The 26,596-nt window shown below is 68.4% G+C and carries 18 protein-coding genes and 1 riboswitch; of the genes, 5 read left to right on the top strand and 13 right to left on the bottom strand.

Features of this window, described 5'->3' with window-relative positions; all coding sequences use genetic code 11:
• Window positions 1-25: 25 nt before the first annotated feature.
• The 4 genes from EJB06_RS04865 to EJB06_RS04880 all read right to left on the bottom strand — a co-directional run bounded on the left by EJB06_RS04865 (window position 26) and on the right by EJB06_RS04880 (window position 12,628).
• Window positions 26-8,215, bottom strand: coding sequence for a SpvB/TcaC N-terminal domain-containing protein (locus tag EJB06_RS04865; protein ID WP_229426933.1), 8,190 nt, complete (start codon window positions 8,213-8,215; stop codon window positions 26-28).
• A gap of 179 nt (window positions 8,216-8,394) precedes the next feature.
• Window positions 8,395-10,848: an apolipoprotein N-acyltransferase gene (gene lnt, locus EJB06_RS04870; protein WP_126072860.1), complete on the bottom strand. Its 2,454-nt coding sequence runs from the start codon at window positions 10,846-10,848 to the stop codon at window positions 8,395-8,397.
• Window positions 10,845-11,522, bottom strand: a complete 678-nt coding sequence (locus EJB06_RS04875) for a hypothetical protein (protein ID WP_229426934.1) — start codon at window positions 11,520-11,522, stop codon at window positions 10,845-10,847. The genes lnt and EJB06_RS04875 overlap by 4 nt, the downstream gene beginning before the upstream one ends.
• Window positions 11,523-11,539: 17 nt before the next feature.
• Entirely contained in the window at window positions 11,540-12,628 is a 1,089-nt protein-coding gene (locus tag EJB06_RS04880; protein ID WP_126072861.1) for an SGNH/GDSL hydrolase family protein, read from the bottom strand.
• Window positions 12,629-12,864: 236 nt separating this feature from the next.
• Window positions 12,865-13,082: riboswitch (cobalamin riboswitch) on the top strand.
• Window positions 13,083-13,267: 185 nt separating this feature from the next.
• Here EJB06_RS04880 and EJB06_RS04885 point away from each other — a divergent pair.
• Entirely contained in the window at window positions 13,268-15,367 is a 2,100-nt protein-coding gene (locus EJB06_RS04885) for a TonB-dependent receptor (protein WP_164557816.1), read from the top strand.
• Here the strand turns inward: EJB06_RS04885 and EJB06_RS04890 are convergent.
• From EJB06_RS04890 to EJB06_RS04905, 4 genes are all read right to left on the bottom strand, one after another.
• A complete protein-coding gene (locus EJB06_RS04890; RefSeq protein ID WP_126072863.1) occupies window positions 15,361-16,425 on the bottom strand; it encodes a radical SAM protein in 1,065 nt (354 codons plus the stop codon). The genes EJB06_RS04885 and EJB06_RS04890 overlap by 7 nt on opposite strands.
• Window positions 16,426-16,440: 15 nt before the next feature.
• The gene (locus EJB06_RS04895; RefSeq protein ID WP_126072864.1) at window positions 16,441-16,758 is read right to left on the bottom strand and encodes a hypothetical protein; all 318 of its coding nucleotides are present in this window, start codon (window positions 16,756-16,758) and stop codon (window positions 16,441-16,443) included.
• 136 nt (window positions 16,759-16,894) lie between these two features.
• On the bottom strand, window positions 16,895-17,206 hold the full coding sequence (locus tag EJB06_RS04900; protein WP_126072865.1) for a cupin domain-containing protein: 312 nt from the start codon (window positions 17,204-17,206) through the stop codon (window positions 16,895-16,897).
• Window positions 17,203-17,805 (bottom strand): DJ-1/PfpI family protein, encoded by a 603-nt coding sequence (locus EJB06_RS04905; RefSeq protein ID WP_126072866.1) that lies wholly within the window; start codon window positions 17,803-17,805, stop codon window positions 17,203-17,205. Before EJB06_RS04905 ends, EJB06_RS04900 begins: the two co-directional genes overlap by 4 nt.
• A 79-nt stretch (window positions 17,806-17,884) precedes the next feature.
• On the opposite strand from EJB06_RS04905, the gene EJB06_RS04910 reads away from it, so the two are divergent.
• The 3 genes from EJB06_RS04910 to EJB06_RS32415 are packed head-to-tail and all read left to right on the top strand — an operon-like array spanning window position 17,885 to window position 19,709.
• A complete protein-coding gene (locus tag EJB06_RS04910; protein ID WP_126072867.1) occupies window positions 17,885-18,862 on the top strand; it encodes a GlxA family transcriptional regulator in 978 nt (325 codons plus the stop codon).
• Between the two features lie 36 nt (window positions 18,863-18,898).
• Window positions 18,899-19,318, top strand: a complete 420-nt coding sequence (locus EJB06_RS04915; protein WP_126072868.1) for an acyl-CoA thioesterase — start codon at window positions 18,899-18,901, stop codon at window positions 19,316-19,318.
• Window positions 19,311-19,709: a hypothetical protein gene (locus EJB06_RS32415; protein ID WP_126072869.1), complete on the top strand. Its 399-nt coding sequence runs from the start codon at window positions 19,311-19,313 to the stop codon at window positions 19,707-19,709. Before EJB06_RS04915 ends, EJB06_RS32415 begins: the two co-directional genes overlap by 8 nt.
• On the opposite strand, the gene EJB06_RS04925 is transcribed toward EJB06_RS32415, so the two are convergent.
• The 3 genes from EJB06_RS04925 to EJB06_RS04935 all read right to left on the bottom strand — a co-directional run bounded on the left by EJB06_RS04925 (window position 19,667) and on the right by EJB06_RS04935 (window position 22,461).
• Window positions 19,667-21,757, bottom strand: coding sequence for a TonB-dependent receptor (locus EJB06_RS04925; RefSeq protein ID WP_126072870.1), 2,091 nt, complete (start codon window positions 21,755-21,757; stop codon window positions 19,667-19,669). The two genes, EJB06_RS32415 and EJB06_RS04925, sit on opposite strands and share 43 nt — an antisense overlap.
• The gene (locus tag EJB06_RS04930; RefSeq protein ID WP_126072871.1) at window positions 21,754-21,966 is read right to left on the bottom strand and encodes a hypothetical protein; all 213 of its coding nucleotides are present in this window, start codon (window positions 21,964-21,966) and stop codon (window positions 21,754-21,756) included. Before EJB06_RS04930 ends, EJB06_RS04925 begins: the two co-directional genes overlap by 4 nt.
• Before the next feature lie 123 nt (window positions 21,967-22,089).
• Window positions 22,090-22,461 (bottom strand): DUF2946 domain-containing protein, encoded by a 372-nt coding sequence (locus EJB06_RS04935; RefSeq protein WP_126072872.1) that lies wholly within the window; start codon window positions 22,459-22,461, stop codon window positions 22,090-22,092.
• Window positions 22,462-22,671: 210 nt separating this feature from the next.
• Here EJB06_RS04935 and EJB06_RS31720 point away from each other — a divergent pair, with 210 nt between their 5' ends.
• Window positions 22,672-24,525: a C2 family cysteine protease gene (locus EJB06_RS31720; RefSeq protein ID WP_164557817.1), complete on the top strand. Its 1,854-nt coding sequence runs from the start codon at window positions 22,672-22,674 to the stop codon at window positions 24,523-24,525.
• A 90-nt stretch (window positions 24,526-24,615) separates the two neighbouring features.
• On the opposite strand, the gene rfbA is transcribed toward EJB06_RS31720, so the two are convergent.
• Window positions 24,616-25,509 carry a glucose-1-phosphate thymidylyltransferase RfbA gene (rfbA, locus tag EJB06_RS04945; protein WP_126072873.1) on the bottom strand — a complete coding sequence of 298 codons (894 nt, stop codon included), beginning with the start codon at window positions 25,507-25,509 and terminating at the stop codon, window positions 24,616-24,618.
• Complete coding sequence (rfbB, locus tag EJB06_RS04950; protein ID WP_126072874.1) at window positions 25,506-26,561, bottom strand: dTDP-glucose 4,6-dehydratase; 1,056 nt, start codon at window positions 26,559-26,561, stop codon at window positions 25,506-25,508. Before rfbB ends, rfbA begins: the two co-directional genes overlap by 4 nt.
• Window positions 26,562-26,596: the final 35 nt, after the last annotated feature.

Below are 26,596 nucleotides of genomic sequence, written 5' to 3' on the forward strand. Positions count from 1 at the left end.
TGATGCTGCCTGCACGGTGCGCTCCTTACTGCATGGCGCGCGAGGAAAAATAGCCGAACCCGGCGGCCAGGCCGCCGGCGATGGCGGCGCCCGCCAGCACGGTCAGCGAGACCGGCGCCGTCGCCACCAGCAGCACCGCGCCGGCCGCGACCAGGGCCCCGGTCGCGACCGCGCCGGCGCCGCCGACCGCGACCGATGCGCCTTCGCCCAGGCCGGCATCCCTGGCCGCGCCTTCGACGATGTAGCCGGCCGGCGCCCCGACCAGGCCGCCGACAATGGCCGGCCCGGGTGCCTTCGCGCCCGACATGGCCGCCGCCGCCAGCCTCGGGAAGCCGGAACTGGCGGCGGTCGACGCCAGGATCTCGGTGGCGGCGATGCCCTCGGCCGCGCCGGGAACCAGCTGGACCCCGACGTTGCCCACGGCATTGCGTATCGTCCCGCCTGACATGCCGGGCCCGCTGGCGCCCGGCGTTGCAACTGGCGCTGGCGCCGGTGCGGGCGCACTGACTGCCGGGGGGGGCATGGCAGCGGCGCGCCGCTCCATCGCGGCGCTGGTTTTCGGGCCGGGCACGACCAGGCCGGTGCGCGGATCGACATCGGCGTCGAGCGGCGAGAAGCTGACCGAGCTGGCGCTCGAGAACTGGGACACGCCGGGAGGATTTTCCACGGTAAAGGTATCGGGATTGATGCCGAGCCTGGACAGCGCGCTGCGCACGACCGGACTGGCGCTCATCCTGGCGCGCAGGCCCGCGTTGGTGCGCAGGCCGGCCCGGGTATTGGCGGTCGCGTCGTCGGCCAGGGCGCGCACTTCATCGATCTCGGAGAACCTGCCGGTCAGGATCCGGTTGGCCGCATCGTCCGGTGAATCCGCGAGCGACACGTTCGGACGCGCATTGCGCGGCGCGTCGCTGACGAAGTTGTTCTTGGACTGGACGTTGGTGCGCGAATCGAGGAACTGCTTGTTGGCGGGATCGGACGGGGAACCGGCCACGCCGCCGGCCAGGTTGCCCCTGACCGCTTCGGCCTCGTCGACATGCAGGCGGAAGGGCACGCGGCGCATCTCGCCGGCCGTGAAATTGATGTCGTCGCCGGGCGCATCGATGCACGTGGCGATGGTGGGGTCGCAGGCCATGCCGGTGGGGTCGGTGTTGACGACCGGGTTGTTCCTGACGTAGGCGTACAGGTTGATCGAATCGGCGATGCCGATCGGATCGCAACTGGTCCACCTTCCCAGCCACGGCGCGTAATAGCGCGCCCCGTGGTAGTACAGCCCGCTCTCCTCGTCACGCTCCTTGCCTGTGAAGCGATAGCGCTGCGCGGTCTCGTTCTGGCTGCGCACCGCCTGGTAGGTCGCGCAGCCATACGGCGAATGCTCCTGGTAGGAGATGATCTGCGCCCGCTCGTCCAGTTCCAGGCTGGCCGTGCCGAGGTGATTGGCGAACTGGTAGCGGATCGACTGGCGCGGTGCCTGGTCGGCAGCGGCCGTGTCGAGGGTGCGTGTCTCCACCATGGCGAGGCGCTGGGCGCCGTCGAGCACATGCAGCGTCTCGCGTTCCAGCACCACGCTATCGTCGCCGATCGGGCCGGCATGCTTGCGGAAGAACTCGATGCCGCCGAAGTAGATGCGCTCCTCGATCAGTCCCGGCGCCTTTTCCCACACCTTGCGCACGCGCTGGCCCGAGGCATCGTAGACGTAGTACGCCGTGCCGCCGCCGCCCAGTTCGACCTGGCGCAGCTGGTCCTTGTAGTCCCAGTACATATGCTGCCTGTCGCATCCCGCGCCCAGGTGCGGCATGCGCACCATATTGCCGTGGGCGTCGTGGCGGAAGGCGCCGGCGCGCGCCTGGCCGGCGCCGTTCGGGTCCAGCGTCGAGCGGCTGAGCCGGTTGCTGGTGCGCGCCGGGCCGGCGCGGCCGTCCTCGTCCGGACTGTGTTCGAGATAGTCGCAGGTCCGGGTCCAGCCACGGTGGGCGGGGTCGCTGCCGCGGTGCTGCCATTGCAGCAGGTTGCCGACCGCATCGTACACATAGCGCTCGATGTACGTGCCCATGGCGTTGCCGTCGCCGGGATGGTCGAGCGCTGCATGAAAGGCTTCGCACGCCGCCGGCGCCCGGCGCGCGCCGGCGGCCTGCTGGCCCAGGTGTTCGCGCCCGCCCGCCTGGATCAGGCGATACAGGGCGTCGTACACGTAGTCGTTGCCGGCCTCGACGTGCCGGTTGCGGAAATACACGGCCTGCTGGGCAGCGTCGTCGATATGGGTGATGTTGCCGGCCGGGTCGTAGGTGTAGTGCAGGTTCTGGAGCTCGCTGGCGGGCCAGGCGGCGCCGTGGCGCCGGGTGACCAGCGAACGTAGCCGGAAGGTCAGCGGGTCGTAGCCGCGCACGGTACTGGCGCCGTTCTTGTAGTCGACGCGCCGGCGCTGTCCCTTGGCATCGTAATCCACGTTGGCGATGCCGACCGGCGACGGCGGCAGCTGGTCCGGATCGAGCAGGGCGGCCGGTTCGCATGCGTGGTCGAGCCACACGTCCACCCGTTCCAGCAGGTTGGCCGCGTTGTAGTGCGGCTGGATCACCTGGATGCCGTGGCAGGCGCGCCCGCGCGTCATGCCGCTGTGCGGCGGGATCGCCTGGGTGTGGCGGTTCAGGGCGTCGTAGCGGGTGGCGGCCTCGAACGACTCGGACGCCAGTTGCGCTTGCGCCGGCAGCGACCAGTCGGGTAGCCGGGTGTGGTCGCGCGCGAGACGGCGCGTGCTGCGCAGCAGGTTGCCCTTGAAGTCGTAGGCGTCGGTCGGATTGCCGTCGGCGTCGAGCGCGGCGTTGGTGGCCACGCCGGCGGAATCGAAGTGGCGGTAGATGCGCGTGCGCAGGTTGAGGCGCCGGGCTTGCGCTTCCTCGGCCGGGGTGGCGTCAGGCCCGGGTTCGCCGTACTCGATGCGCGATACCAGCGTGGCGCGCTCCAGCGTGCGCAGGTCGGATGCGGCCTCGCCGGCGGCGACGCCGCCGCGCACGGTCTGGCCGAGCGGACGGCGCAGCGCGTCATAGGTGCTGCGGACTTCATGACCTCGGCTGTCCCAGACGCGGATCGGCTGGCCCGCGACATCGTTCAGCATCCAGCGCGCACCGGCGTCCATGCTGCTCTGATGAATGGTATTGCCGAGCATGTCGTAGGCATAGCGCATCACCAGGCGCTGTTCGACCGGCCCGGCCGGCAGGTGTCCGACGGGCACGCGGCGTTCGTCGCGCGCGGCACGCTGCCTGCCTTCGATGTCCAGGTCGACACGCGTGGCAATCAGCTCTTCGGTCCCGTCGAGCACATGGCCGGGGCAGGCCACCCGGTTGTGCGCGACCGTCAGCACGGCGCGTCCGAGGGCGTCGGCGTGGGCCGTGGTCGGCGTGTCCGCATGGGCGGCCGCGCGTTCGGCCGCCGCGCGCTCGTGCTCCCCGAGCGCGCCGTCGATGCGCTCGGCGTACCAGCTGCGCCAGTCGGCCGCCTCCGGCCCCAGGGCGGTGAAATGGCGCGCCATGTGGCCCGCGACGTCGGGATCGGTGCGCGGATCGCCGCTCCGGGCGTGGCGCGCAGCGCAGGTGTCGTTGACGTCGTAGCTGGCCTGGCGCCAGGGATCGAACAGCACCTTGTCGTAGGTGTGGTTCGGATACAGCGTGGCCACCACGCGTCCGGCCGGGTCGTAGAACAGGACCGGGCTGACGCCCACCCGCACCCCGTATTCGAAGGCGTGGGCGGCGCTGAAAAACGGTTCGTACTGGCGCACCGGCTTGCCCTTGTTGTTGAAGATGGTCCAGCCGCTGCCGACCCAGCGCGGATCGACAATGGCGCCACCCTCGGCCAGAGGCCCGGGCTCGGCCTGGAGTTTTTTCTGGATCTCGCGCCCGGCGCCGTCGGAGTAGGCAAAGCCGAGCTGGATCTTCAGCCCCTGGGGCGGCAGCGGGGCGCTGGCGTGGGTCTCGCGCGCCAGTATCGCGCTCCAGGCCGGCTGCCAGCGGGCCGGATCGTCCGGATATGCCTCGCGGCTGCGCCGGAACCGGTGCAGGTCGTACACGACGCGCGTGCTGGCGTCGCGCAGCAGGGCCGGCGCCATCGCGTGCGGGTCGGCGGCGCCAAAGAAGGCGTCGCGCTGCGCGTCGCCGAGGTCGGCGGCGAAGCCGGCCAGGCTGTCGCCTTCGACCGGGCTGGGCAGCGGCTTGCCCATGATGGCGCTGCCGGCAACCATGCCGAGCGTGTCGTAGGCGACTTCGGTCTGGTTGCGATTCGGGTCGCTCACCAGGCGCGCCTTGAGGACGCGGTAATCGTTGGCCTCGACTGTGACGCGGTTGCCGAGCGCGTCGCGGGTTTCGCGCAGCAGCAGATCGTACCTGTCGAAGTCGACCACGGTGTCGTAGCCGAAGGCGTCGCGGTAGCGGCGCGGCAGGAAGAAATGCCCAAGCGCCTGCGCCAGTTCGTCCGGGGCACCCGCGTCCGGCCCGGCGCTGAAGAAGGCGCGGCCTGACGGAACCCACCAGTGACCGTCGTCATCGCAGGCGGGAAACAGGCCCGCTTGCCTGAGCGTCTGGCTTGCCACGTAGCCGCCCTGGCCGCCCAGCAGCGCCGCCGGATCGGGCAGCAGGGCCTCTCCGCAAGGACGCCGGAACACGGCGGCCAGCAGACCGGGGGTGAATGCCAGCCGGTAGTTTTCGCCGGGCAGGGCGCGCGCCTGCACCTCGCCGAGCGGCAGCAGGCCGCACAGGTCGTCCGGCCGGTACAGCGTGCGCAGCACCTCGACCGGACGGCGCCGCCGGCATCCGCTGGCGGTGTCCTCATAGGCCACTTGCGGCGCCGTGAACCGGTGGCGCAGGGTGGGGGCGGTCTCGACGAAGTCCGCTGCCTGGTAGCGCCCGGCGGGCCCGCTGGCCGGGTAGCCGGTCAGCTCGTAGGTGATCGTCTCGGCCGGCTGGGGCGAGCGGCGCATGCCGGGCGAATCGACGGCGTTGGTGAAGCGGTTTTCGGTATAGGTGAGCAGTGCGCCAGTCTGCCTGTCCTGGTCGGCTTCGTCGAGGCAGGCGAGGCCGGGATTGGCGATCCGGCAGGGCTGGCCTTGACTGTCGACGGCGCGCACCTCGCGGCGCCGCCCGTAGCCGATGGCAGCCTGCTTGAGCACATTGCCCCAGGCATCGACCTCCAGGGTCAGCGCGTGCCCGATGCGCGGATCGGCCGGATTGCGCTCGTAGTGGTAGGTGAGCGTTTCGTTGGCATGGGTCAGGAACACGGCGTGCCGGTTGCAGCCCGCCGCCTGCAGCAGGCGCACATGAAAATTCTGTTCGGTGACGCTGTAGGGCGTGCAGGCGCGTGCCTGCTGCCACGGCGCGGCGCCGGGAGCGGCGTCGTCGGCGTAGACTTCCCGGCGCAGCGTGACGCCAGCCAGCGCGCGGCAGGCTTCGCGCTCTTCGGCCAGGGTCAGGCCGGCCGGCAGCGGCGTGTCCGGCAGCAGCAGGGCGCGCGCCTCGCGCTCGTCCAGTCCCGGTTCGCGGAAATACTCGCCGCGGCCGCGCGCGTGCGGCGGCGCGTCGAAACAGTCCGCAATCCGGTCGCGCCCGGGCCAGGCGCCGGTATGAAACCAGGTCTTGGTATGGATCGGCGCCACATGCGAGGCTGCGGCGATGTTGTCGGCCGCCGGCGCGCCGCCGGCCAGCGTGTCGAACTCTTCCGTGTCCCATTGCTCGACCATCCCGAAACCGCGAAATTCGCGTTCTTCGCCATCGAAGTAGCCGTGGTGGTAGGCGTAGCGGCTGACAAAGCGGCTGCGGCCGATATGGTCGCGCGTCTCGACGCGCTCGACCACGTGCACCGGGAACGGCAGCCGCGTGAGCCAGGGCTTGCCGTCGCGCTTGTCGCGCAGGTAGAAGCGGGTCGAGGTGGCGTAGTCGAGGAGCGTTTCGGCCCCCATGTTGTTGTCGGTCCGCAGCAGCAGATGGGGTTTGCGCTCCCCCATCAGATTCACGTAGCGCATCGGCCGGCCCGCATCGGCCGGCAGCGGCGAGGACCAGACCAGGCAGATGGTGCCGTTGCCGAGCAGGTCGAGCGGCACGATGTCGACCAGCTCGTCGACGCGCGGGAACACCTGCATCCGGTGCGGCTCGCTCCAGGCGTTGCCCGACTGGTTGAAGTACAGGCGCACGCCTTCGCTGTGCAGGTAGATGATGTCGGTGGTGCCGCTGCCGTCGATGTCGGCCAGGCGGATGCGCCGCTGGTCGAACCGGCCTGCGTGGTCGAACCAGGGCGGATTGTCCATGCTGACCTTGGCGCCGAAGCGGCCGTAGCCGAGGTTCGGCCAATAGCAGACCTCGCCGTTGCGGACGCGCACGATATCGCTCAGGCCGTCGCCGGACAGGTCGGCCAGGTGGATCGACTCGCCGCCATCGGCGAACACCACGCGCGGGCCTATTTCCTCGTCCAGGGCCGGGAACACGCGCTGCGCCGGACCGAAACCGTCCTCGCCGAGCGAGGGGTGCCAGAGCAGGGCGTCGTCTTCGGTGAGCAGGACATCGGCGCGGCCGTCGCCGTCGAGGTCGATGAAGCGCAGCCTGGGGTCGCGCGGCGGCCGGTTCAGCGGCGCGCGGAACGGTTTGAAGGCTTGCCAGCCTTCGCCGTCGTCGTGTTCGTACAGGCCCGGCATGGCGCCATCCATCACCACCACGTCGGGCCGGCCGTCGCCGGCCAGGTCGAGCAACTGGACGCCATCGCCAAGCGAGGCATTCGGCCGGAGCATCACCGTTTCGAGCGGCGCGAACTGCGCGCGTCCCGCCAGGGGGCTGGTATTGCGCATGTAGTACCAGGATCCGCCTTGCTCGGTGAGGATGCCCGGCACGCCCTCGCCATGCAGGTCGGCCCAGCGATACGCGCTGCCATCGAGGCCCACCGGCAGGTTGGCCAGGCTGTCGGCATCGACTTCCTCGACCTGCTCCTGGACCACGGGTTTGGAATAATGAAACTCGAGCGGCGGCATGCTGCTGCGCGCGTAGCCGTCCGCGCAGCGGCGGTAAGCGCTGTGGGTGACCGCTTGCAGGAAGCTGTACGACGCGGCCGCGTGCACGTCCTTCGCATCCTGCCGCGCGTGGCATAAATCGGTCGAGCGCACCAAGCAATCGCGCCCGACTTCCGGCTCGCAGGCGAAATGGTGAAACATCAGCACGCGCCGGCACAGGCGCGCGCTGCGCACCTCGAAGCCGGCGCGATAGCTCGAAAAAGCGTCGGGACGCTCGGGCCAGGGATGCAGCAAGGCGCCGGCCGCGTCCCTGGCGCTGTCGTCGCGCGGGCCCGGCGCCTCGGGCGCATGGTCGCCGTAATCGAACACCACTTCGAACATCCAGTCCGGATCGACGTCGGGCAGCGCGGCCGGGCGCTCGCCCGCGACCAGCAGCGGGACGCGGTTGCCGTAGAGGATGCGTTTCGGATAGCGGTTGGCGCCCCGGCTGCCGGCATCGCGCGGGCCCCGGTTGCGCTGGTGGGCCTGGCCGAGGTCGACGCCGGCGCCGTCTTCGGCCTTGTAGCGGTAGCGGATGGCGTTGCCCCTGTCGTCGCGCGCCTCGCTGATCAGCCAGCTGAACACGCGTTGCGGCTCGCCGCGCGCGCCGGCGGCGATGCGCGATTCCTCATCCAGTCCATACATGGTAAGGACATTGTCCTTCGACCAGACGCGCCAGTGCGTGTCGCCGTCGGCATCGCGGGTCCAGCGTTCGATGCGCGCGAACAGACCCTCGATGCGCGGCCGGTAGCGCCGCACGGTGTAGCCGGGATTGCCGGCGCAGTCGCGCTGGCGCTCGCCGCCGGGTTCGAGCACCGGCACCAGGTCTTCGGCGCCGGCCAGGATGAACACGTCGGACTCGTCGCCGTCGTCATAGCGCGGCAGGCCCTTGCTGGTCTTGCGCGTGATGGACGACAGCGACAGGTTCCAGCCGAAACCGAAGGCGCTGTTGCCGCTGCCGGAATCGTAGCCGAGCGCGAGCTGGGGACCGAAACCGCCGCGTCCCGGACTGGTTGCGACCGGTACCGACATCGATCCGGTGCCGGTGGCCGGGTTGCTGGAGAACTTCTCGCCGATGCCGCTGATCGCGCCGCCGCCTTTGGGCAGGGAAATCGATGGCGCTGCGGCCTGTTGACTTTGCGGGGCCTCGGCCCCGGCTTGCGCGCTTGCTGAACGGTTTGCTTCACGAGGGTGCTGCACCATCGCCTCCGATCGCTCTACACTCGATAATCGTGGCCCGGATGCCGCGCCGGGCTGCGTACTGTTGTGTGTGCTGGCTATACGACCGGCTAAGTTTACTGCTTTATTCTGTGCGTAAATACACACATTGTCACATCGGCATTTGTCACACTGCCGCTATGGCGAGGATGGGCGCAGCTCTACGCCCGCAAAATGGTCAGCATCAGCCACGCCGGCAGTCCGAGGAACAGCGCCACATGGCCGCCGCGTTCGAGCCGGTGCCGCACGTCGATGGCGTGCGCGGGGCGCAGCCATGCCGCCAGCAAGGTCCCGCTTTCGATGGCCGAGCGCAGCAGCGCCGCGCTGAGCACCACGCCGATGGCCCAGGCTGCCCACCAGAGCGCAAAGGCGCTCAGGTAAGCCTTCAGCCCGAAGCTGTAGTATTCGCCCAAAGGCCCGCCATACGAAATATGCTGGTGCAGGTGGAAAGCCGGCAGCGCCAGCGCCAGCGGCAGCAGCACGTATTTGGCAAACGGATGATCGAGCCGGGTGCGCCGGATCGCCAGCCCGGCTTGCGCATACGCCCGCATCGCCGCGCTTGCGCGCGAACGTTCCGGGGCCGGCGGCGCGCCAGCGGCAGCGAGCGCGGCCGCCAACTGGTGCGAGTCGGCCAGCGCGAGCGCGTAGCGCCTGCCGCCGGCGAGCCGCAGCGCGATGCCGGGGCAGGGAATCGGCAGGCGCCACGGCCGCACGCTGTCGATCTCGTCCAGCCCGATGTCGAGGCACTGTCCATCGCGCTGCAACACCAGCTTGCCGGCGGCGAGCGACGCCTTTGCCGAAAACAGGAACAGCACGCACCACGACGCCGCGCATGGGGCCAGGAAGAGGGCGGCGAACAGGCGCACCTGCATCAGCGTATTGGCGCGCAAGGCGTCGTCGAGCAGGATCGCCGCGCCAAGCCAGAGCAGGCTGGCGCGCGCGAAGACATGCAGGGCGCCGGAAGCGATCCTGGCGGCCGGCGGCAACACCGCCACGTCGACCGGCTGCGTCATCGATCCGGGCCGCACTGCCAGCGGGCGCCATGCCGGCAGGATGGACCATGCCGCCAGCAGCAGCAGGAAAGCGGCGGCGGCCAGCCCGACCCAGTCGCCCCAGAGGACCATCAGCGTGCGCGGCGGGATGCCGACCGGGACGTCGGCGATCACCAGCGTGCGTTCGCCCATGCGCGTGCCGGCAAGCACGCTGCCGCTGGCGTCGATGGCCGCGCTGAAGCCGTTGGTGGTGGCGCGAAACTGCGGCAGGCGCGTTTCGATGCTGCGAAACGCCGCTGCCGCCTGGTGCAGCTCCGCGCCCAGCGGATTGGCGGTAAACCAGGCATCGTTGGACATGGTCAGGATCGCCTGCGCCCCGAGCCGGGCGCCGTCGATGGCCAGGCCGGTATCGACATCGTCGAGGCAGATCAGGGGCAGCACCGGAATCTCGCGCCCGTCGGCCAGGCGCAAGGGAAACACCCGTGCCCCGTTGCCGGCCCGCCAGTCGCCGGTCCACGGCAGCGCGCGCCGCAAGCGCGGCCCGTCCAGCCAGGCCGGCACGTACTCGGTGAGCGGGAACAGGCGCGTCTTGCGGTAGAACCCCAGCAGGCCGCTGCCGGGCTGCACGAAGGCGGCGGCATTGTATTCGCCGGCGCTGTCGCGCTCGTAGGTGCCGAACACGAAGGGCACGCCGGCGGCATTGACGATGTCCAGGATTTCGCGGTCGAAGTCGGCGCCCGCTTCGCTCTTCGGATTGCCGAAGGTGGTCGGATACGCGGTCTCGGGCCACAGCACCGCGTCGGCGCGCTGGCGCACCACGGCGTCGTAGCTCATCGCAAAATGCGTATCGAGCACCTCGCGCACCACCTCGTAGGTGCCCCTGTCCTGGCGCTGGCGTTCGTAGGCGACGATGTTGGTCTGGATGACCCCCACCCGCAGCGCTTGACCCGACGCTTGCGGACTGGCCGACAGCACCGCCGCACCGTAGCCGGCCAGCAGCAGCGGCGCCACGGCGGCGGCCGCGAGCGGCCTGGCGAGCGCGCGCCAGCCCTGCTTGCGCCGCGCCAGCGCCGCATTGAGCGCTTGATTGGACAGCAACAGCAGCAGCGTCAGGCCGGCGGTGCCGCCCACGTCGGCGCCCTGGCGCAGCAGGCGCGACGGATACAAGCCGTGGCCGAGCGTGTCGCCGAGCACGCCGGGCGCCAGCCTCTGGGTCGCGACCCAGGCCGCCGCGCCGGCCAGCGCGGCCAGCACCGCCCCATAACGGCGCAGCGTGATGTGGCGCACCAGCGCGAAGACGATGAACTGGGGCTGGAACAGCGGGGCGGCGAGCAGCAGCAGCGCCAGCCCGGCGGCCGCGCCGACCTGCACGTACAGGCCGAGCGCGCTGCCGAACCAGGCGAAGGCGGCCGCCGTGTAGGCCAGCGACATCAGATAGCCGCGCAGCAGGGTCGCGGCCAGGGTGGGACTGGCGTCGAGCGCGCGCAGCCACGGCACCAGCAGCATGAAGCCGAGCACCCAGGCGGCGCCGCCGCGCACATACAGCGCCACCATGGCCGCGCTGGCGAGGATGGCGCCGCCGCTGCGCCACGATGGCCTCGACCACAGCGACAGCGCGCTCATCGGCCGGCACGCGCCGCGTCGCTGGCGGCCGGAATCGCAATGCGGCGGATCGGCATGCCGGGCGGCGCCAGTTCCGGTGGGACGACAAGGTTCTTGGGCATCTCGATCGGCTTGTTATTGGCATCGAACAGTTGAAAATCGGGCGCGAACATCAGGATCGCCTCGATGCGCTGGCCGTCGTCGGTGGCTTGATGGTGGCGCACATACCCCTTCGGCAAGGCAAAGTCCTCGGGCACCGCCAGCCCCACCAGCGGCGGACTGGTTCCCGGCGGCGTAAAGGCGCCCAGGCCCGAATGCACACCTTGCTGGTGCAGGCGTTCGATCACCTGGGCCATGCTGGGATTCTCGCCGCGCGCGACGTAGCTGGACAGGTCGCGCGTGGGGTCGGCATCGCCCTCGCCCTGGGGCGCCGGCGCTGCGGGGGCGGGCGCGGGGACCGGGGCCGTGCCCGCCAGCGGCCGATCGGCCGGCGCAGGCGGCGGCGCCACGGAGGCGGCATCGACGCGCTCGGCCACGGGGCGGCCCGGCGTCCATAAAAGAAACAGCGCGGCGCCGCAGGCAATCGCCAGCAGCACCACGATGACGGCACGGCCCCGGGAGGGCCGCCAGGCGCGTCCGGCAGCGATGTGCTCGCTGCCGGACGGCGCCGGCCGGGAACGCGCAGGCGTCTCCACGGATCGGCGCCCGCTGCTTACGGCGTTGCCGGATTGTAGGCCGAGACGGCCCAGCCTATGCGCTCATGCCCGTACTGGTTCCAGATCGGGTTCTTGCCGCCGCTAAACGAGGTATAGCGCGGCGCGCCGCTGCCGGTGGTGCTGCCGAACAGGCCGGCGCTGATGGTGCTGCCGTTGTAGGTCGGGTGGACGTCATCGGACTGGATGTAGTCGTAGCTGCTGCTCGCCGACACGAAGTGGGTATTGGCATCGCGGATGGTCGAGCGCAGGCTCGAGGTGATGCGGTTGACGTAGCTGGCCTGGCTCTCGCCGTTGACGTAGCGGATCGCCTCGGCGTCGACCATGCCGTCGCCGTTGCTGTCGTAGTCGGCCGCCATGTACTGCGCAAAACTGTCGGCGCACTGGAAGCCTTTTTGACGCGCCACGTCGCACATCATGAAGTTCATCCTGGCCAGCGCGGGCAGGAAGGTGTCCTGCATCTTGACCGTGGCGCCGCTGGTCGCATCCTTGCAGCTGCTTTGCGTATTGTCGACCGCATAGCCGGGGTAATGGATGTTGGAGATGATCTTCAGCTTGACGCCGGCATAGGCGTTGGCGTTGATGTAGTCCATGGCCGCCGTCACGTATTTCCTGCAGCTGTTTTCGGCGGCGGTCAGGCCGCTGTAGTTGCAGGTGCCGGTCTGGCTCTTGAAGGCGGAGCGCGCCTGCAGGGCGTCGTTGCCGCACATTTCGAAGGTGACGACGCGCGTGTTACTGGCCTGCATGTACGAGCGCTCGGCCACGATCTTGTTGTTGTAGACGTCTTCGGCGACCGCCCCGGACTTGGTGCGGCGCACGCTTTCGATGTCCGCGCCCCACTGCGCCGACAGGTATTCGGCATGCACGGTCGGGCCGGAATACTTGGCCGCGTTGCTGACCGAGCCGTTATAGCCGGCATAGATCGAGTCGCCGTACGCCACCGAGCGGTACTTGGTGGCGGTGCCGGCGCGGTCGATGGTCCACGAGGCGTTCTGGGTCAGGGTACTGGCGCTGGCCTGGGAACTGGCAGCGAGGAAGGCGAACAGCGGTAACAAGGTGTACAAAGAACGACGAAAGCGAATGCTCATGAAGCGTCTCCTTATAGTTGGACCCGTCCGTCAGGCGCGCCATGCCGGCAATCCTGAACGCGGGCATCCCAATGTATTTCAATTACGAACAATCGTGCTAATTAAGCATTCGTCTTGTTCGAAAACTATCGCAAACGGGTAATTTTGTTGTAAATCCGCAGTGCGGGTCGCGACAGCACCATCCCGCTGGCTGGTGCCGGAAAGATGTGACAAACATGCTTTCCTGAATGTAGAATGCGTCCCGATACGTGAATGGTGCCCTCCCGCCTGTCGGCTGGAGGGTGAAACGGGAAGCCGGTGACGCACGGGATTTTCATCTCATGCCAGTCCGGCGCAGCCCCCGCTGCTGTAAGCCTGACGACGCTGATCGAACGCCACTGTGCACCGCATGGGAAGGCAAGACCAGGGAAGGATGAAGGCGAGCCAGAAGACCGGCCAGTCACGATACGCGCGCAACGCCCGGGGTGTGGGGTTGCCTGCTATGTGTTCGTTCTTTTTCTGTGTTGCCTATGCAAGCGCACGCCGCCGGCGTCCGTGTTTCCGTTCGCCCTGCGCGCGGTACGGGCCATGGCGACTGCGTGCGCGTTGGCGAACCTAACCGCCGGGCGACCCGGCCAATTCACTACGTCAGACGCTTTCATGATCCTCTCCAGCCAAGCCAGTTCCACTCCCATCCGCCCCATCGCCGCCGCCATCGCACTGCTGTGCGCCCCGGCCGCCTGGGCCCAGCAAACGGCGATCATGCCGGTCGTGACCATCCAGGCGGAGTCGGGCGAGGGACTGGGGCTGGCGCGCCAGGTCGCCACGGCCAGCCGGCTCGGCCTGGAGGCGCGCGAGCTGCCGGCCAGCGTCGAGTCGCTCGGCGCGGCGGCGATCGAGGCGCGCGGCGACGTGCTGCTCAAGGATGCCGTGACCCGCAGCACCGGCCTGACCGACATCAGCTCGCCCGGCAACGGCATCGCCTATGCGGCGCGCGGCTTCAGCGGCAACAGCGCCATCGCGCTCCTGGAAAACGGCCAGCGCCCGCAGGTCGGCTCGGGCACGGCGACCACGCCGTCCGATCCGTGGGGCTACGACTACATCGAGGTGCTGCGCGGGCCGGGCTCGGTGGTCCACGGCAGCGGCACCACCGGCGCCACCATCAACGCGGTGCGCAAGGCGCCCACGCGCGCCGGTGCGCTCGAGGCGATGGCCGGCATCGGCGCCGGGCGCGCGCTGCGGGCCGGCGTCGGCGCCAGCGGCGCGCTGGGGCAGGGCGGGGCGTTTCGGGTGGATGCCTCGGCCGGCCGCAGCGACGGCCTGATCGAGCGCGGCGACGCGCGCCACGCCAAGCTGCTCACCAGCGCCGCCTTTGCGCTGGCGCCGGGGCTGGACCTCGACCTGCAGCTCGACCATGCGCAGCAGAAGCCGCAGCGCTATTTCGGCACGCCGCTGGTCGATGGCGGCCTGTCGCGCGCGCTGCGCAGGCAGAACTACAATGTGGGCGACGCCGACATCGAATTCAACGATTCCAAGGCGCTGGCTCGCCTGAGCTGGCGCGTGACGCCGGCGCTCACGGTCAGCGACGAACTGGTGTACATGAAGGCGCGCCGACACTGGCGCAATGTGGAATCGTATTTCTACAATCCGCAGGCCAGGCTGGTCGAGCGCAGCGACTACATCGCCATCGGCCACGCCCAGGAGCAGGCCGGCAACCGGCTGGAGGCGCGCTGGGACGCCGGCGCGAACCGCCTGGTGGCCGGCTGGGAAGCGGCCGCCATCGATTTCACCCATACCAATAATGCGCCCTACGGCGGCGCATCGAGCGTGGCCCCGACCGGCTTCGACCCGGGCCGTTTCGACAGTCCCGACCCGCTGCGTCCGAACTTCCGCACCGATACCGTCAGCCACGCGGTATACGCGGAAGACGCGTATCGGCTCAGCGAACGCCTGCTGCTGCTGGCGGGGCTGCGCCACGACCGCTACCAGGTCGCGCGCACCAGCCTGCAGGGCGCGGCCGGTTTTGACGCCACCCTGCAGTCGACCGCCGCGCGCCTGGGGCTGACCTGGACGCTGGCGCCAGACACTTCGCTCTACGGCCAGTTCAGCAGCGGCAGCGATCCGGTCACCAGCCTGCTGTCGCTGAACCTGGCCAACAGCCGCTACAAGCTGACCCGCTCGCGCCAGCTGGAAACCGGCGTCAAGCAATCGCTGGCCGGCGGCAAGGCCGAGTGGACGGCGGCCCTGTACCGCATCCGCAAGGACGACATCATCACGCGCGACCCGGCCAACCCGGCGCTGTCGATCCAGGGCGGTTCGCAATCGTCGCGCGGCGCCGAAATCAGCGCCAGCGTGGCCCTGGCGCCGGCCTGGCGCCTGGAAGGCAACGCCGTCTATACCGACGCGGCGTTCGACACGCTGGTCGAGAGCGGCAATGTCTCGCGCGCCGGCAAGCGTCCGTCCGATACGCCGACCTCCTCGGCCAACCTCTGGCTCAGCTACCGCGCCGCCGGCTGGCGCGGCGGCGCCGGTGCGCGCTACGTCGGCGAGCGCTTCATCGACAACGCCAATACGCAATCGCTGCCGGCCTACACCACGCTCGACGCCAGCGTCGGCTGGCAGGCCAGCCGCCACGTGCTGGTGCAGCTGAACCTGCGCAACCTGGCCGACAGGCTGTACGCCAGCACCTCGTACGGCGGCAGCCAGTACCTGCTGGGCGAGCGGCGCCACGCCGAGCTGACCGTCCAGTGGCGCTATTGAGGCGGCCGGAATCCGGCCGGTGCGGATGCACGCGCCGGGTGCGGCTGCCAGAACAGGGGCACGTCCCGGTGCGACTGCCCGGCGAGCCAGTCTCCTGGGTTGATTACCTGCGGCGCGGCCGGTCGGCGCAGTTCGTCCAAGGCCCGGATGGCCAGGGCTGTGATGCCGGGAAGCGTCGTCAGGGCGAAGGCGTTCCACAAGGACTGCAGGTCTGCATGACTGCCCGCGTATCCCAGCGCGAACCGGTCATGGAACCCATGACACACCGGAACCAGTTTGCCATCGGTATCCATGACGAGCACCGGCACCGCCTGCGCTGGCAGCGCGTCGGGCGGAGGCGGGGATGCATGGATCAGGGCCGGGCAACGCAGGATCGTGTCGCGATGGATGAGGTCCAGACGGATATCGATCGCTGCTTGCAGCAAGGCGCCCAGCAGCGCCACCGTTGCATACAGCAGCAGGCGAGCGTCGTCGTTCAGCAATGCCTCGCGCGGCAGGGCTGCCGCGCGGCCGGCCGGTTCGACCAGATGAAATGCGATCCCGCGCGCTCCCCAGCAGGCTGCGTTCGCGGCCAGCTGCTCGATGTCGTCGACATTCGCCGTCGTGACGCCGCACGCTACCCACACGCACGCATCCGCATCCGCCAGGCGCCGCACCGCATTGGCCGCACCCTCGTATGCGCCCGTGCGCTGGCGCATATGGTCGTGCTGGGCCACCAGGCCGTCGATGCTGACCGTAACCGTGTCGGCATGGCGCAAGGTGGCAAGGTCTTTGCGGGTGCGGCAAAGGAGCCCGTTTGTCACCACCGATGTGCTCATGCCGAGGTCGGCGCCATAATGCAGCAGCGACGCGAGTGCGGGGTACAGCATCGGCTCGCCGCCCGACACGGCCAGCGCCCGGTAGCCCCAGCGCGCTGCCTGCGCCATGACGGTGCGCGCAAGTTGCGGCGAGAGTAACTCCGTGGCCTGAGGCGAGCTGTTGGAATAGCAGTGCAGGCAGCGCAAGTTGCACCGTTTTAATGGGTGCAGGTGAAACACCGATGACGCGTCGCCGTGCATGTCGCGCGCGCGATCTCAGCGATAGATATTCAGGTGCATCCGGTAGCGGTCGGGTTCGACGATACCGCGAGGGAAAATGCGGTAATCCTTAAGGCCCGTGACCATCGGGATAATCGTCCCCAGTTCCCCAAGCTGATCCCGCGTGAGATAGCCCCGTACCGAAATCGTATCGAGCTGGGCTGGGATTCCATATGGGAACACGTCGTCGATTTCGATCTTTTTGTCGGAAAAGGAGGCGATCAGGCGGGCGAGCTGGATGATTTCGTTCTTGTCGAGCTGTTTGGATAAGCGTTTGCTCAGTGTCTCTTCGATAACGTTCGCATCCGTCGTCATGCTGATCTCCTCGTGAGGACTGCAGATATGTCATGTGTGCCATGGATTGACAATCCATCGTACGGGCGTGAAGCAGGAATGTCCAAACGTATCTGCCTTTCCTATCATTAGTGCGTGGTTCCCGGTCGAAGACTGTTTACGCACTGCCGGCGCGCTCGACGACGAGGATGCGCGCCTGTCCCAGCGGATGCGCGCTGTGGGCGTCGCCCTCGGCGGCATAAAAAATGTCGCCCGCGCGCAGCTGGGCCACCAGCTCGCGCCCGTTCTCGCGGTAGTGCATCGCCACCTCGCCGTCGAGCACCGCGAAGACTTCCTCGCCGTCGTTGACGTGCCAGGGGTAGGGCTGGTCGGTCCAGTGCAGGCGCACGGTGGCGTCCCGCATAACGGCAAGCGCCAGCGCATCCCAGGCGCGCGCCGCCGTGTAGTCCCTGCTGCGCACGATGTTCATCCTTCGTTCCAGTCGTATTCCATCTGGCGCGCCGTGCGCTGCGCCAGTTCGCGCCCCGCCAGCCGCTCGACCAGGTGCAGCGACATGTCGATGCCGGCCGAAATGCCGCCTGAGGTGACGATGGCGCCGTTGTCGATCCAGCGCCGCTCCGTCTCGACCCGCACCTGCGGGAAGGCTGCGCGCAGGTCGGCCACGTCGGCCCAGTGCGTGGTCGCCGCCTGGCCGTCGAGCAGGCCCGCCGTGGCCAGCAGGAAGGCGCCGGTGCATACCGAGGCCGTCAGTTCGGAGGCGCCGGCGGTGGCGGCGATCCAGTCGATCACGGGCGGCTTTGCCAGTTCGGCCGTGACCACGCCGCCCGGGACGATCAGGACATCGATGCGGCCGGCGTTGGCAAAATCGGCCTCGGGCAGCACGCTCAGGCCGGCGCGGGCGCGCAGCATCGCCTGCGTGGCGCCGATGGTGCGCACGCGGAACGGCGCCGGGGCGTGCGGCGTCAGCCTGGCGGCCATGCGCGTGGCGCAGGTGAACACTTCGTAAGGCCCGGCGAAATCGAGCACTTCGACGTCGTCGAATACATAGATACCGATGGTGCGCGTCATACGGACTCCCTGGTGGAAAAGCCCATCATGCCACGCTGGCGATTGACACAAATGACATTCATGGTGGAATATCTGCCATATGAAAACGACCGATATCTGGCTGCTGGTGGTGCCCGGCTTCGTCCTGCTGGACGCCACCGGACCCGCCCAGGTCTTCGCCAGCGCCAACGACGAGGCGCGCGATGCGGGCCTCCCGCCGCCGTACCGGATCCGCATGACCGCGCCCGGCGGCGGCGCGGTGGCGTCCTCGTGCGGGGTGGCGATCCTGGCCGAGCCGCTGCCGGCGGCGGGCGCCGCGCTGGCCGGGTCGACCCTGATCGTCTCCGGCGGGCGCGGCATGGAGGCGGCCGGCGGCCCGCACGACCAAGACGTGCTGCCCTGGGTCAGGCGGGCGGCGGCCCGGGTGGCGCGCTGCTGCTCGGTGTGCAACGGCGCCTTCGTGCTGGCGCGCGCCGGCCTGCTCGACGGTCGCCGCGCCGTGACGCACTGGCGCGACGCGGCCCTGCTGCAGGCGCAGTTTCCCGCCATCGAGGTGCAGGACGACGCGATCTACATCAAGGACGGTCCGCTGTACACCTCGGCCGGCATCGCCGCCGGCATGGACCTGGCGCTCAGCCTGGTGGCCGAAGACCTGGGCCGCGCCGTCAGCCTGGCGGTGGCCAAGCGGATGGTGGTGTTCTTCAAGCGGCCGGGCGGCCAGCGCCAGTTCAGCTCCCAGCTGCTGGCGCAGGACGATCCGCAGGACGTGCATGGCCGCCTGAGCGCCTGGCTGCGGCCGCGCCTGCACCAGCGCATCGACGTCGAACAGATGGCGGCCGCGTGCGCCTTGTCGGTGCGCACGCTGCACCGGCAACTGCGCCAGGCGGCGGGCCTGTCGCCCGCCCAGCTGCTGCTGCGCCTGCGCATGGAAGCCGCCTGCGGCCTGCTGGAACGCCCCGGCATGACTGTCAAGCGCGCCGCCAGCCAGAGCGGCTTCGGCAGCGAGTACAATTTGCGCCGCGCCTTTGCCGCGCAGCTGGGCGTGGTGCCGAGCGATTACCAGGCGCGCTTCGGCTGACCGTGGCGCGGCGAATTGACTAGAAAAGGGGTTGTCTTGGACTGGGACTATGCAAATCCGTTCGTGCGGGCGATCACGCCGCAGCCGGGCGATATCGACGGACTCGATCACACCAACAATGCCGTGTACGTCCAGTGGTGCGAACAGATCGGCTGGGCGCATTCCGAGCAGCTCGGCCTGAACCTGGACGATTACCGCCGCCTCGACCGCGCCATGGCGATCCGGCGCGGCGAATACGACTATCTGCTGCCGACCGTGCTGGGCGAGGCGCTGATGCTGGCCACCTGGCTGACCGGCGGCGATGGCAAGATAGCGATGGAACGGCGTTTTCAACTGATCCGCGAGCGCGACGGCGTGACCGTGCTGCGCGGGCGCTGGGACCTGGTGTGCATCGAGATCAGCAGCGGCAAGGTGCGCCGCATGCCGGCCGAGTTTCTCGAGGCGTACGTTGGCTAAGCAAGGCCCTGCAGCCGGCGCGCCTGCCCCGTCCAGGCATCCGGGCACGCCCGACGGACGCTACTTCGTCGTGGCGGGCCGCCTGTGGCGCAGCAGTGATCCCGGCCTCGCGCCGGACGTACGCCAACAACTGGTCGACCAGCTCATGGACGCGCGCAGGCAGGTCGGCGCGGCGCGCAAGGCCGCCGACGCCGACGCGGAGCGCCAGGCCCGCGCCGCAGTCGACGCGGCCAAGCGCGCGCTGGGCGAACGGGGACCCGTGTGGTGGACCGATGGCGCGCCGGACTTCAACCGGCGCATGGTCGCCAACACGCCTTACGCCGCCTGGTACGCAGGATTGACCTCGGATCAGAATGCGACCGTCAGCCCCAGCTCGAACGAACGGCCGTAGCCGGGCAAGGCCTGCAGGGCGCCGCGCTGCAGCTTGAGTCCCGACAGATACACGCCGCCCAGCGGGTCGGCGTATTGCCTGTCCAGCAGATTGCTCACGCCGGCCGACAGGCGCACGTCTTTGCGCAGCCGGTAAGCGGTGCGCGCGTTGAGCAGGGCGTAGCCTGCCGTTTGCGGTTCCAGCCGGCGCGCGTCGGCATGGTCCTTGCGCGCCACCAGTTTGCTGTCGACCTGGCTGGTCCAGGCGCCGCTGTGGTGCTCCAGCGCCAGCAGGGCGTTCGTCGGCATGATGTGATACAGGTCGCCGCCATCGGCGCGCTTGCCGCGCGTGTAGGCGGCATTGCCCGTGAATGCCAGCGCGCCGGCCAGCGGCATGCGCCACGACAGATTGGCTCCGTACAGCCTGGCATCATGGTTGGCGAAGCGCAGCAGGGCGCCGCGCGCGCTCTTGCTGGAGTACGGGTTGAACTGGCCCAGCGTATCGACGTCGATGTAGTCGCTCACCCGGTTGTAGTAGGGATTGAGCTTGACGAACCAGCCGTCCGCCGCGCCGCCATGCCAGTGCGCGGTGAAGGCCAGCGTGTTGGCCGTTTCGGGCTTGAGGCCGATATCGCCGACATAGCCGTTGCCGTCGCCAAACCAGTTGGTCATGGTCATGGCCATCGTGCCGCGCCCCCAGGAGTAGCGTTCGTACAGATTGGGCGAGCGCGACTTGCGCGCCGCCGCCAGTTCGTAGGTCGTATTCGCATCGGCTTCGAAGCGGGCCAGCGCGGTCAGGTCCAGGTTGCCGTCGCGCTGGCGCCGGTCGCGCGCGTTGAATGCCTTTGCCGCCGCCATGTCGGCCGCGTTCATCATATTGCTGCCGTAGGACTGGACCGTGCCCGCATCCATGCGCACCGTTTCCCAGCGCGCGCCGAGCAGCGAGGTCCAGCGCGCGTCATGGCGGGTTTCGGCTTCGCCGAACAGGGCGACGCGGGCGCGCCGGCCGTCGTTGACGTTGATATAGGTGTTCGGTCCCATCATCATCGAGCCCGGCACGGCGGGCCAGACGTCGCCCAGCCGGAAAGTGTGCAGTTCGTGGCCGAGGCGCACGCGCATCGCGTCGCCGGCAGGCAGCGTGAGTTTGACCGCATAGCCGGTGTTGCGGCCGTCGGTCAGCATCGGCATGCTGCCCGGCCGTTCGGGCGTGAAGAAGCCCATCTCGTGTTTGGTCGATTGCCAGTAGGCGTTCGCTTCCAGCTCGCCCCAGCCGAAGGTCGACAGCCAGTTCAGGTTGGCGAACGTGGCGTCGTTGCCGGTCATGTCCATGAACTGGTTGGGGAAGCCCTGGTAAGGAATGCGCTGGGTGCCGGCGCGCAGCGTGACGCGCTGGCCGTCGCCGCGCAGGGCCAGCACGGCCGACTGGTTGGTGCTGCGGTACATGCTGGCGAGGACGCGGCGCCCGTCGCCATCGTCGTAGCTGTGGCCGCGCGCCTGCGCGATGCTGTAGCCGAAGCTCAGGCGGTCGCTGGCGATGCTGGCGGAGAGGCCGGCGTCGACCGCTTCGCCGTTGCTGCGCCCGCTCAGGGTCAGCTTGCCGCTGGTGACCAGGTGTTCGTCCTGGGTGGCGAAGGCGGGCGCGGCCGATTTGACGGTCAGGGTGCCGCCGATACTGTCGCCGCCCGTGCTGACCGGCGTCACCCCGGCCAGCACCTCGATGCGGCCGATCTGGGTCGGGTCGATGTAGGACAGCGGCGCGTTCATGTGATTGGCGCAGGCGGAAGTGATTTCCATGCCGTCGATGCGGATTTTCAGGCGCTCGTCACCGAGGCCGTTGACCATCGGCAGGCCGGACACGCCGCCGCCCTGGGCCACGCTGTAGCCCGGCGCGGCGGCCAGCAGGAGGGCGGTGTTGCCGCTGCCGTCGTGCGGCGCGCGCCAGCCTTCGCCGATGGCCGAGACGATCACCCGCATGCGTGGTTCGATGGCGATGCCGGAGGCGTCCTGCGCGCCGGCGTTGAGGGCGGCGCCGGCCATGACAAGGAAGGCGGGAAGATGGCGGTGTTTCATGATGCGTCCTTGCTGGCGGAAAGTGATGGCGTGGTGAAGCTGGTCGTGGCGGCGGGCACGAGTTGCAGCGCGAAGAAGGGCGCCGCCGGCAGGCAGTACGATGCGAAATAGAAGAAGGCCAGGGCGGAGAAGGCGGCGGCGTTAAAGCAGCGCAGCGTTCGCATCGCGATGGCGAGCGTGGTCGCTGAAGCGACAGGGGTCGGTTTCAAGATACATCCTCGTCAGACAGGTTTCAGGTTGCCGCGCGCAGGCGGCAGGAGGCCCCGGCAAGCCGGTGCGCAAAACGGGTACTGGATGGACCGCGGGCGCACCGGCATGGGTGCGCGGACGGATCAGGCGAGGAGGGGCGGCGCGCGCGGATTGGCCGCGGACCAGGCGTGCAGCGGCTGCGGCGCGCGGTAGAACAGCGATGGGTAGGCAGAGCGGCCGATGTCGAGCACCAGCATGCCGCCCGGCGGCGCCGGCGGCAGGTGGGTGCCGGCGTGGGTGGTGCAGAAGGCGCAATGCTGCATGGCGTGATGGGATGAGCCGGAGGCGTCGCCGCTGTCGCCGACCTGGATCAGCCTGACGCCTTCGCTGGTACACACTTCCATCGTCCCGGACGCCATGGCGGCGCTGCCGATGGCGGGCGCGAGGGCACCGAACAGGATGGCCAGGAAGGCGATCCAGAGGTGCAGCGTTTGTCGCTTTGCCAGGGAACTCATGCGGGCATTATAAACGGGCCGATGTCATTTTTCCAGATGAAGGGAGGCAGCGTACCCGATGGCGGCCGGTGACGAGAAAATTCTTGATAGCCATCAGGTTTTTTGCCGTATCCTGTGGAGGATCCGTATTGCCGACAGGGCCTGCGTCTCCTGCCCGGCGCGGCGCACATTTCTTCTGATCCCGCTTCATTGATTGTAGAAACCAGGACAATGAAAACGCACGGAACACATCAAGCAGAAACGCATGCAGGGCGGCGGCTCGCTGGCGCTTTCCAGGCCGATGCGCCGCAGGACGGCGCCAGCACGGCGATTGTGGACAACCGCGGCACCGTATCGACCCTGCGGCGTTATCAGGCGCTGGCGAATGGTTCACCCGAGGCCGTACAGTTGAAGCAGCAGGCTGAGCTGATGGCAATCGCCCCGGCATCGGCGAGGCTGCAACGTTATCAGCGGATGGCGGACAGCTCGCCCCGGGTGGCGCCACTGCGGCGTCAGGCAGGGATGATCGTTGCTGGCGAGGCCGCCCCTGCCGCGCCAACCGCAGGTCCTGTGCAGCGCGAAGAAAGACCGAACAATACCGGCCTGCCCGATCGCTTGAAGTCGGGCATGGAGTCCCTGTCCGGCATGAGCTTGGATCGCGTGACAGTGCACTACAACTCGGACAAGCCGGCGCAATTGCAGGCGAACGCGTATGCGCAGGGAACCGAGATTCATCTTGCGCCTGGTCAAGAGCGGCATTTGCCGCATGAGGCCTGGCATGTCGTTCAGCAGGCGCAGGGGCGGGTTCGGCCGACCGTGCAGATGAAGGGCGGGACCGCCCTCAATGACGATGCGGGGCTGGAGGCGGAGGCCGATGCGATGGGGGCGCGAGCGCTTTTGCAAGGGCCGGGGCCGGACCCGGCCGGCACAGGCCGGGACATGATCCTCAACGCGGGCGATGCTTTGCCGCTGCAGCGTGCGCTGGCCCAGGGCCGGACGTATCGGGCAACGGCTGCGGTCGCCTCATTCGATCGCCGGCTCAGGATGATGCGCAAGAACAAGCGGGCGAAAAAGCGCCTGACGGCCGTCGACACCGCGTCGACGATTGCCACCGACAGTCTGGTGACGGTCACGGCAAACGAGGCGGAGCAGGGAATCAACTACGCCGTCGTCCATGATCACGCGGCCGACGTCGACGGCCGCTATGTCTCCGAGGCACATGATGGCAGCTTCGCCAGCGTGCTGCCGAGGCTGGACGATGATGAACACGGCAACGCTCTTAACCAACCTGGCGGCCTCGAATACAAGGACTACCATACCAATGCACAGCCAGCCTTCAGTCGCGATGATGTCTCGGAAGGAAACACAGGCGATTGTTGGCTGATCGGTCCGCTCGCGGCCATGGCGCAATCGACCAAATGGCGCGCGTATCTGCAAACCAGCTTTGCCATCAATGCCAGGGACTTCACCGTCCGCCTGTTTCAGGTCGGTGCAACGGGCGCACTCGCGACCCTGCAGCAAACCGTCAGCGGTCATCTTGCCACCTACAGCGCGGCCGATACCACCTCGCAGGTCCGCGAACTGGTGTATGCCGGCCAGCAGCAGGGGCTTCCCGATGCGTTCGACCAGGCGCCGACGACGACCGCCATCTGGCCCGCGATTTTCGAGAAAGCCGCAGCCACCGTGATGGGTGGCTACCAGGCGCTGGATGACAAAGAAGCCCGGCTCGGCTTTACAATGCTCGGCGGCGGCGCAGCGACGCGCCTGAGCGGCTCGGCAATGGACGACGCAAACTGGGCCAATCTCAAAACCGAGCAGTTCGACAAGCAGGCCGCCATGACGATGACGACCAAGAAGAATGCGGACCTGAGCGTCGGGCTGGCCGACATGTCGGTGGACCTGGCGGGGCTGGGTGCAGCCTTCAACGGTTTGCTGGAAGATCACGTCTATGTCGTAGCGGTACTCGACGACAACGGTGTGACCTTGCACAATCCGCATCGCCGCCACCATCCCACAGGAAATCTGCTTAAACAGGATGTGCGCAATTACATCAGCCATGTGGACTATTTGCCCGGCAATCCATAGCCTTCGCAAAAGATCGGGGTCCGATGGCCGTCGCGAATAGAACCGCGGGCATGGAGGGTTGTCCGTTTCGGTCCCGGCAACGCGGGATTGCTAAAAAATCCGGTCGTACAGCACGCGCAGCAGATACTTGCCGTAGGCATTGTCCTTGATCGGCCGCGCCAGCGCTTCCAGTTCCTCGGCGCCGATAAAGCCCTTGCGGTACGCGACTTCTTCCGGCACCGCGATCTTCAGTCCCTGGCGCTTTTCGATGGTGGCGATGAACTGCGACGCATCGAGCAGCGATTCGTGGGTCCCGGTATCGAGCCAGGCCATGCCGCGCCCCATCACTTCCACGTGCAATTGTCCGGCGGCCAGATAGGCGCGGTTGACGTCGGTGATTTCCAGCTCGCCGCGCGCCGACGGGCGGATCTCGGCGGCGATGTCGCACACCTGGCGGTCGTAGAAATACAGCCCGGTCACCGCGTAATTCGACTTCGGCGCCTTCGGTTTTTCTTCGATCGACAAGGCATTCTGCTCGTCGCCGAATTCGACCACGCCGTAGCGTTCCGGATCGAGCACGTGATAGGCGAAGACGGTGGCGCCGTCGTGGTGGTCGTTGGCCTTTTTCAGCTTGTTGTCGAGTTCATGGCCGTAATAGATATTGTCGCCCAGGATCAGCGCCGACGGCCGGTTGCCGACGAATGCGCGCCCGATGATGAAGGCCTGCGCCAGGCCGTCCGGCGCGGGCTGCACCGCATATTCGAGGTTGAGGCCCCAGCTGCTGCCGTCGCCCAGCAGCTCGCGAAAACGCGGCGTATCCTGCGGGGTCGAAATGATCAGGATATCGCGGATCCCGGCCAGCATCAGCGTGGTCAGCGGATAGTAGATCATCGGCTTGTCGTACACCGGCAGCAGTTGCTTGGAAATGCTGGTCGTGACCGGATACAGGCGCGATCCGGAACCGCCGGCCAGGATGATGCCCTTGCGCTGCAAGGGCGCGCTCATGCCGCCACTCCCGCCGGCCAGCGCACGTCCCGGTACGCGCCCGAGGCGATCGCCCCGGCCCAGTCGCGGTGCGCCAGGTACCAGCGCACGGTGCGCGCCAGCCCGCTGGCAAAGTCCTCGGCCGGCGCCCAGCCCAGTTCGCGCTGCAGCTTGCCGGCGTCGACCGCGTAGCGGCGGTCGTGGCCCGCGCGGTCGGTCACGTGCGCGATCTGTGCGCGATAGCTGGCCTGCGCCGGCGCTTCGGCGTCGAGCAGGTCGCACAGCGTGTGCACCACGTCGATATTGCTCATTTCGTTTTGCCCTCCCACGTTATAGACGTCGCCCGGACGGCCGGCCTCGAGAATGCGGCGCAGCGCCGCGCAATGGTCGCCCACATACAGCCAGTCGCGGATCTGCCGCCCGTCGCCATAGACCGGCAGCGCCTTGCCGGCCAGCGCATTGGCGATCATCAGCGGAATGAGCTTTTCGGGGAACTGGCAAGGCCCGTAATTGTTCGAGCAATTGCTGGTCAGGGTCGGCAAGCCGTAGGTGTGATGGCTGGCCCGCACCAGATGGTCGGAAGCGGCCTTGGACGCCGCGTACGGGCTGTTCGGCGCATACGCCGATTGCTCGGTAAATGCCGGATCGTTCGGCCCCAGGGTGCCGTACACTTCGTCGGTCGACACGTGCAGGAAGCGGAAGGCGCTTTTCCGGGCGCCGTCCAGTTCCTGCCAGTACGCGCGCGCCGCCTCCAGCAGGGTAAAGGTGCCGTTGATATTGGTGGCGATGAATTCCCCCGGCGAATCGATCGAGCGGTCCACATGGCTCTCGGCGGCAAAATGCAGCAGCGCGCGCGGACGGTGCCTGGCGAGCAGCGTCGACACCAGCGCGCGCTCGCCGATATCGCCCTGCACGAAGATATGGCGCGCATCGTTGCGCAGCGGCGCCAGGTTATCCAGGTTGCCCGCGTACGTCAGTTTGTCGAGATTGAGCACCGGCTCGTCGCTGTGCGCGAGCCAGTCGAGGATGAAATTCGATCCGATAAAGCCGGCACCACCGGTTACAAGAATCATGGGGTATCCCTTGAAGGTCGGCAATTCGACATGCC

It is taken from the genome of Massilia atriviolacea, assembly GCF_003953935.1.
Lineage (GTDB): Bacteria > Pseudomonadota > Gammaproteobacteria > Burkholderiales > Burkholderiaceae_D > Telluria_A > Telluria_A atriviolacea.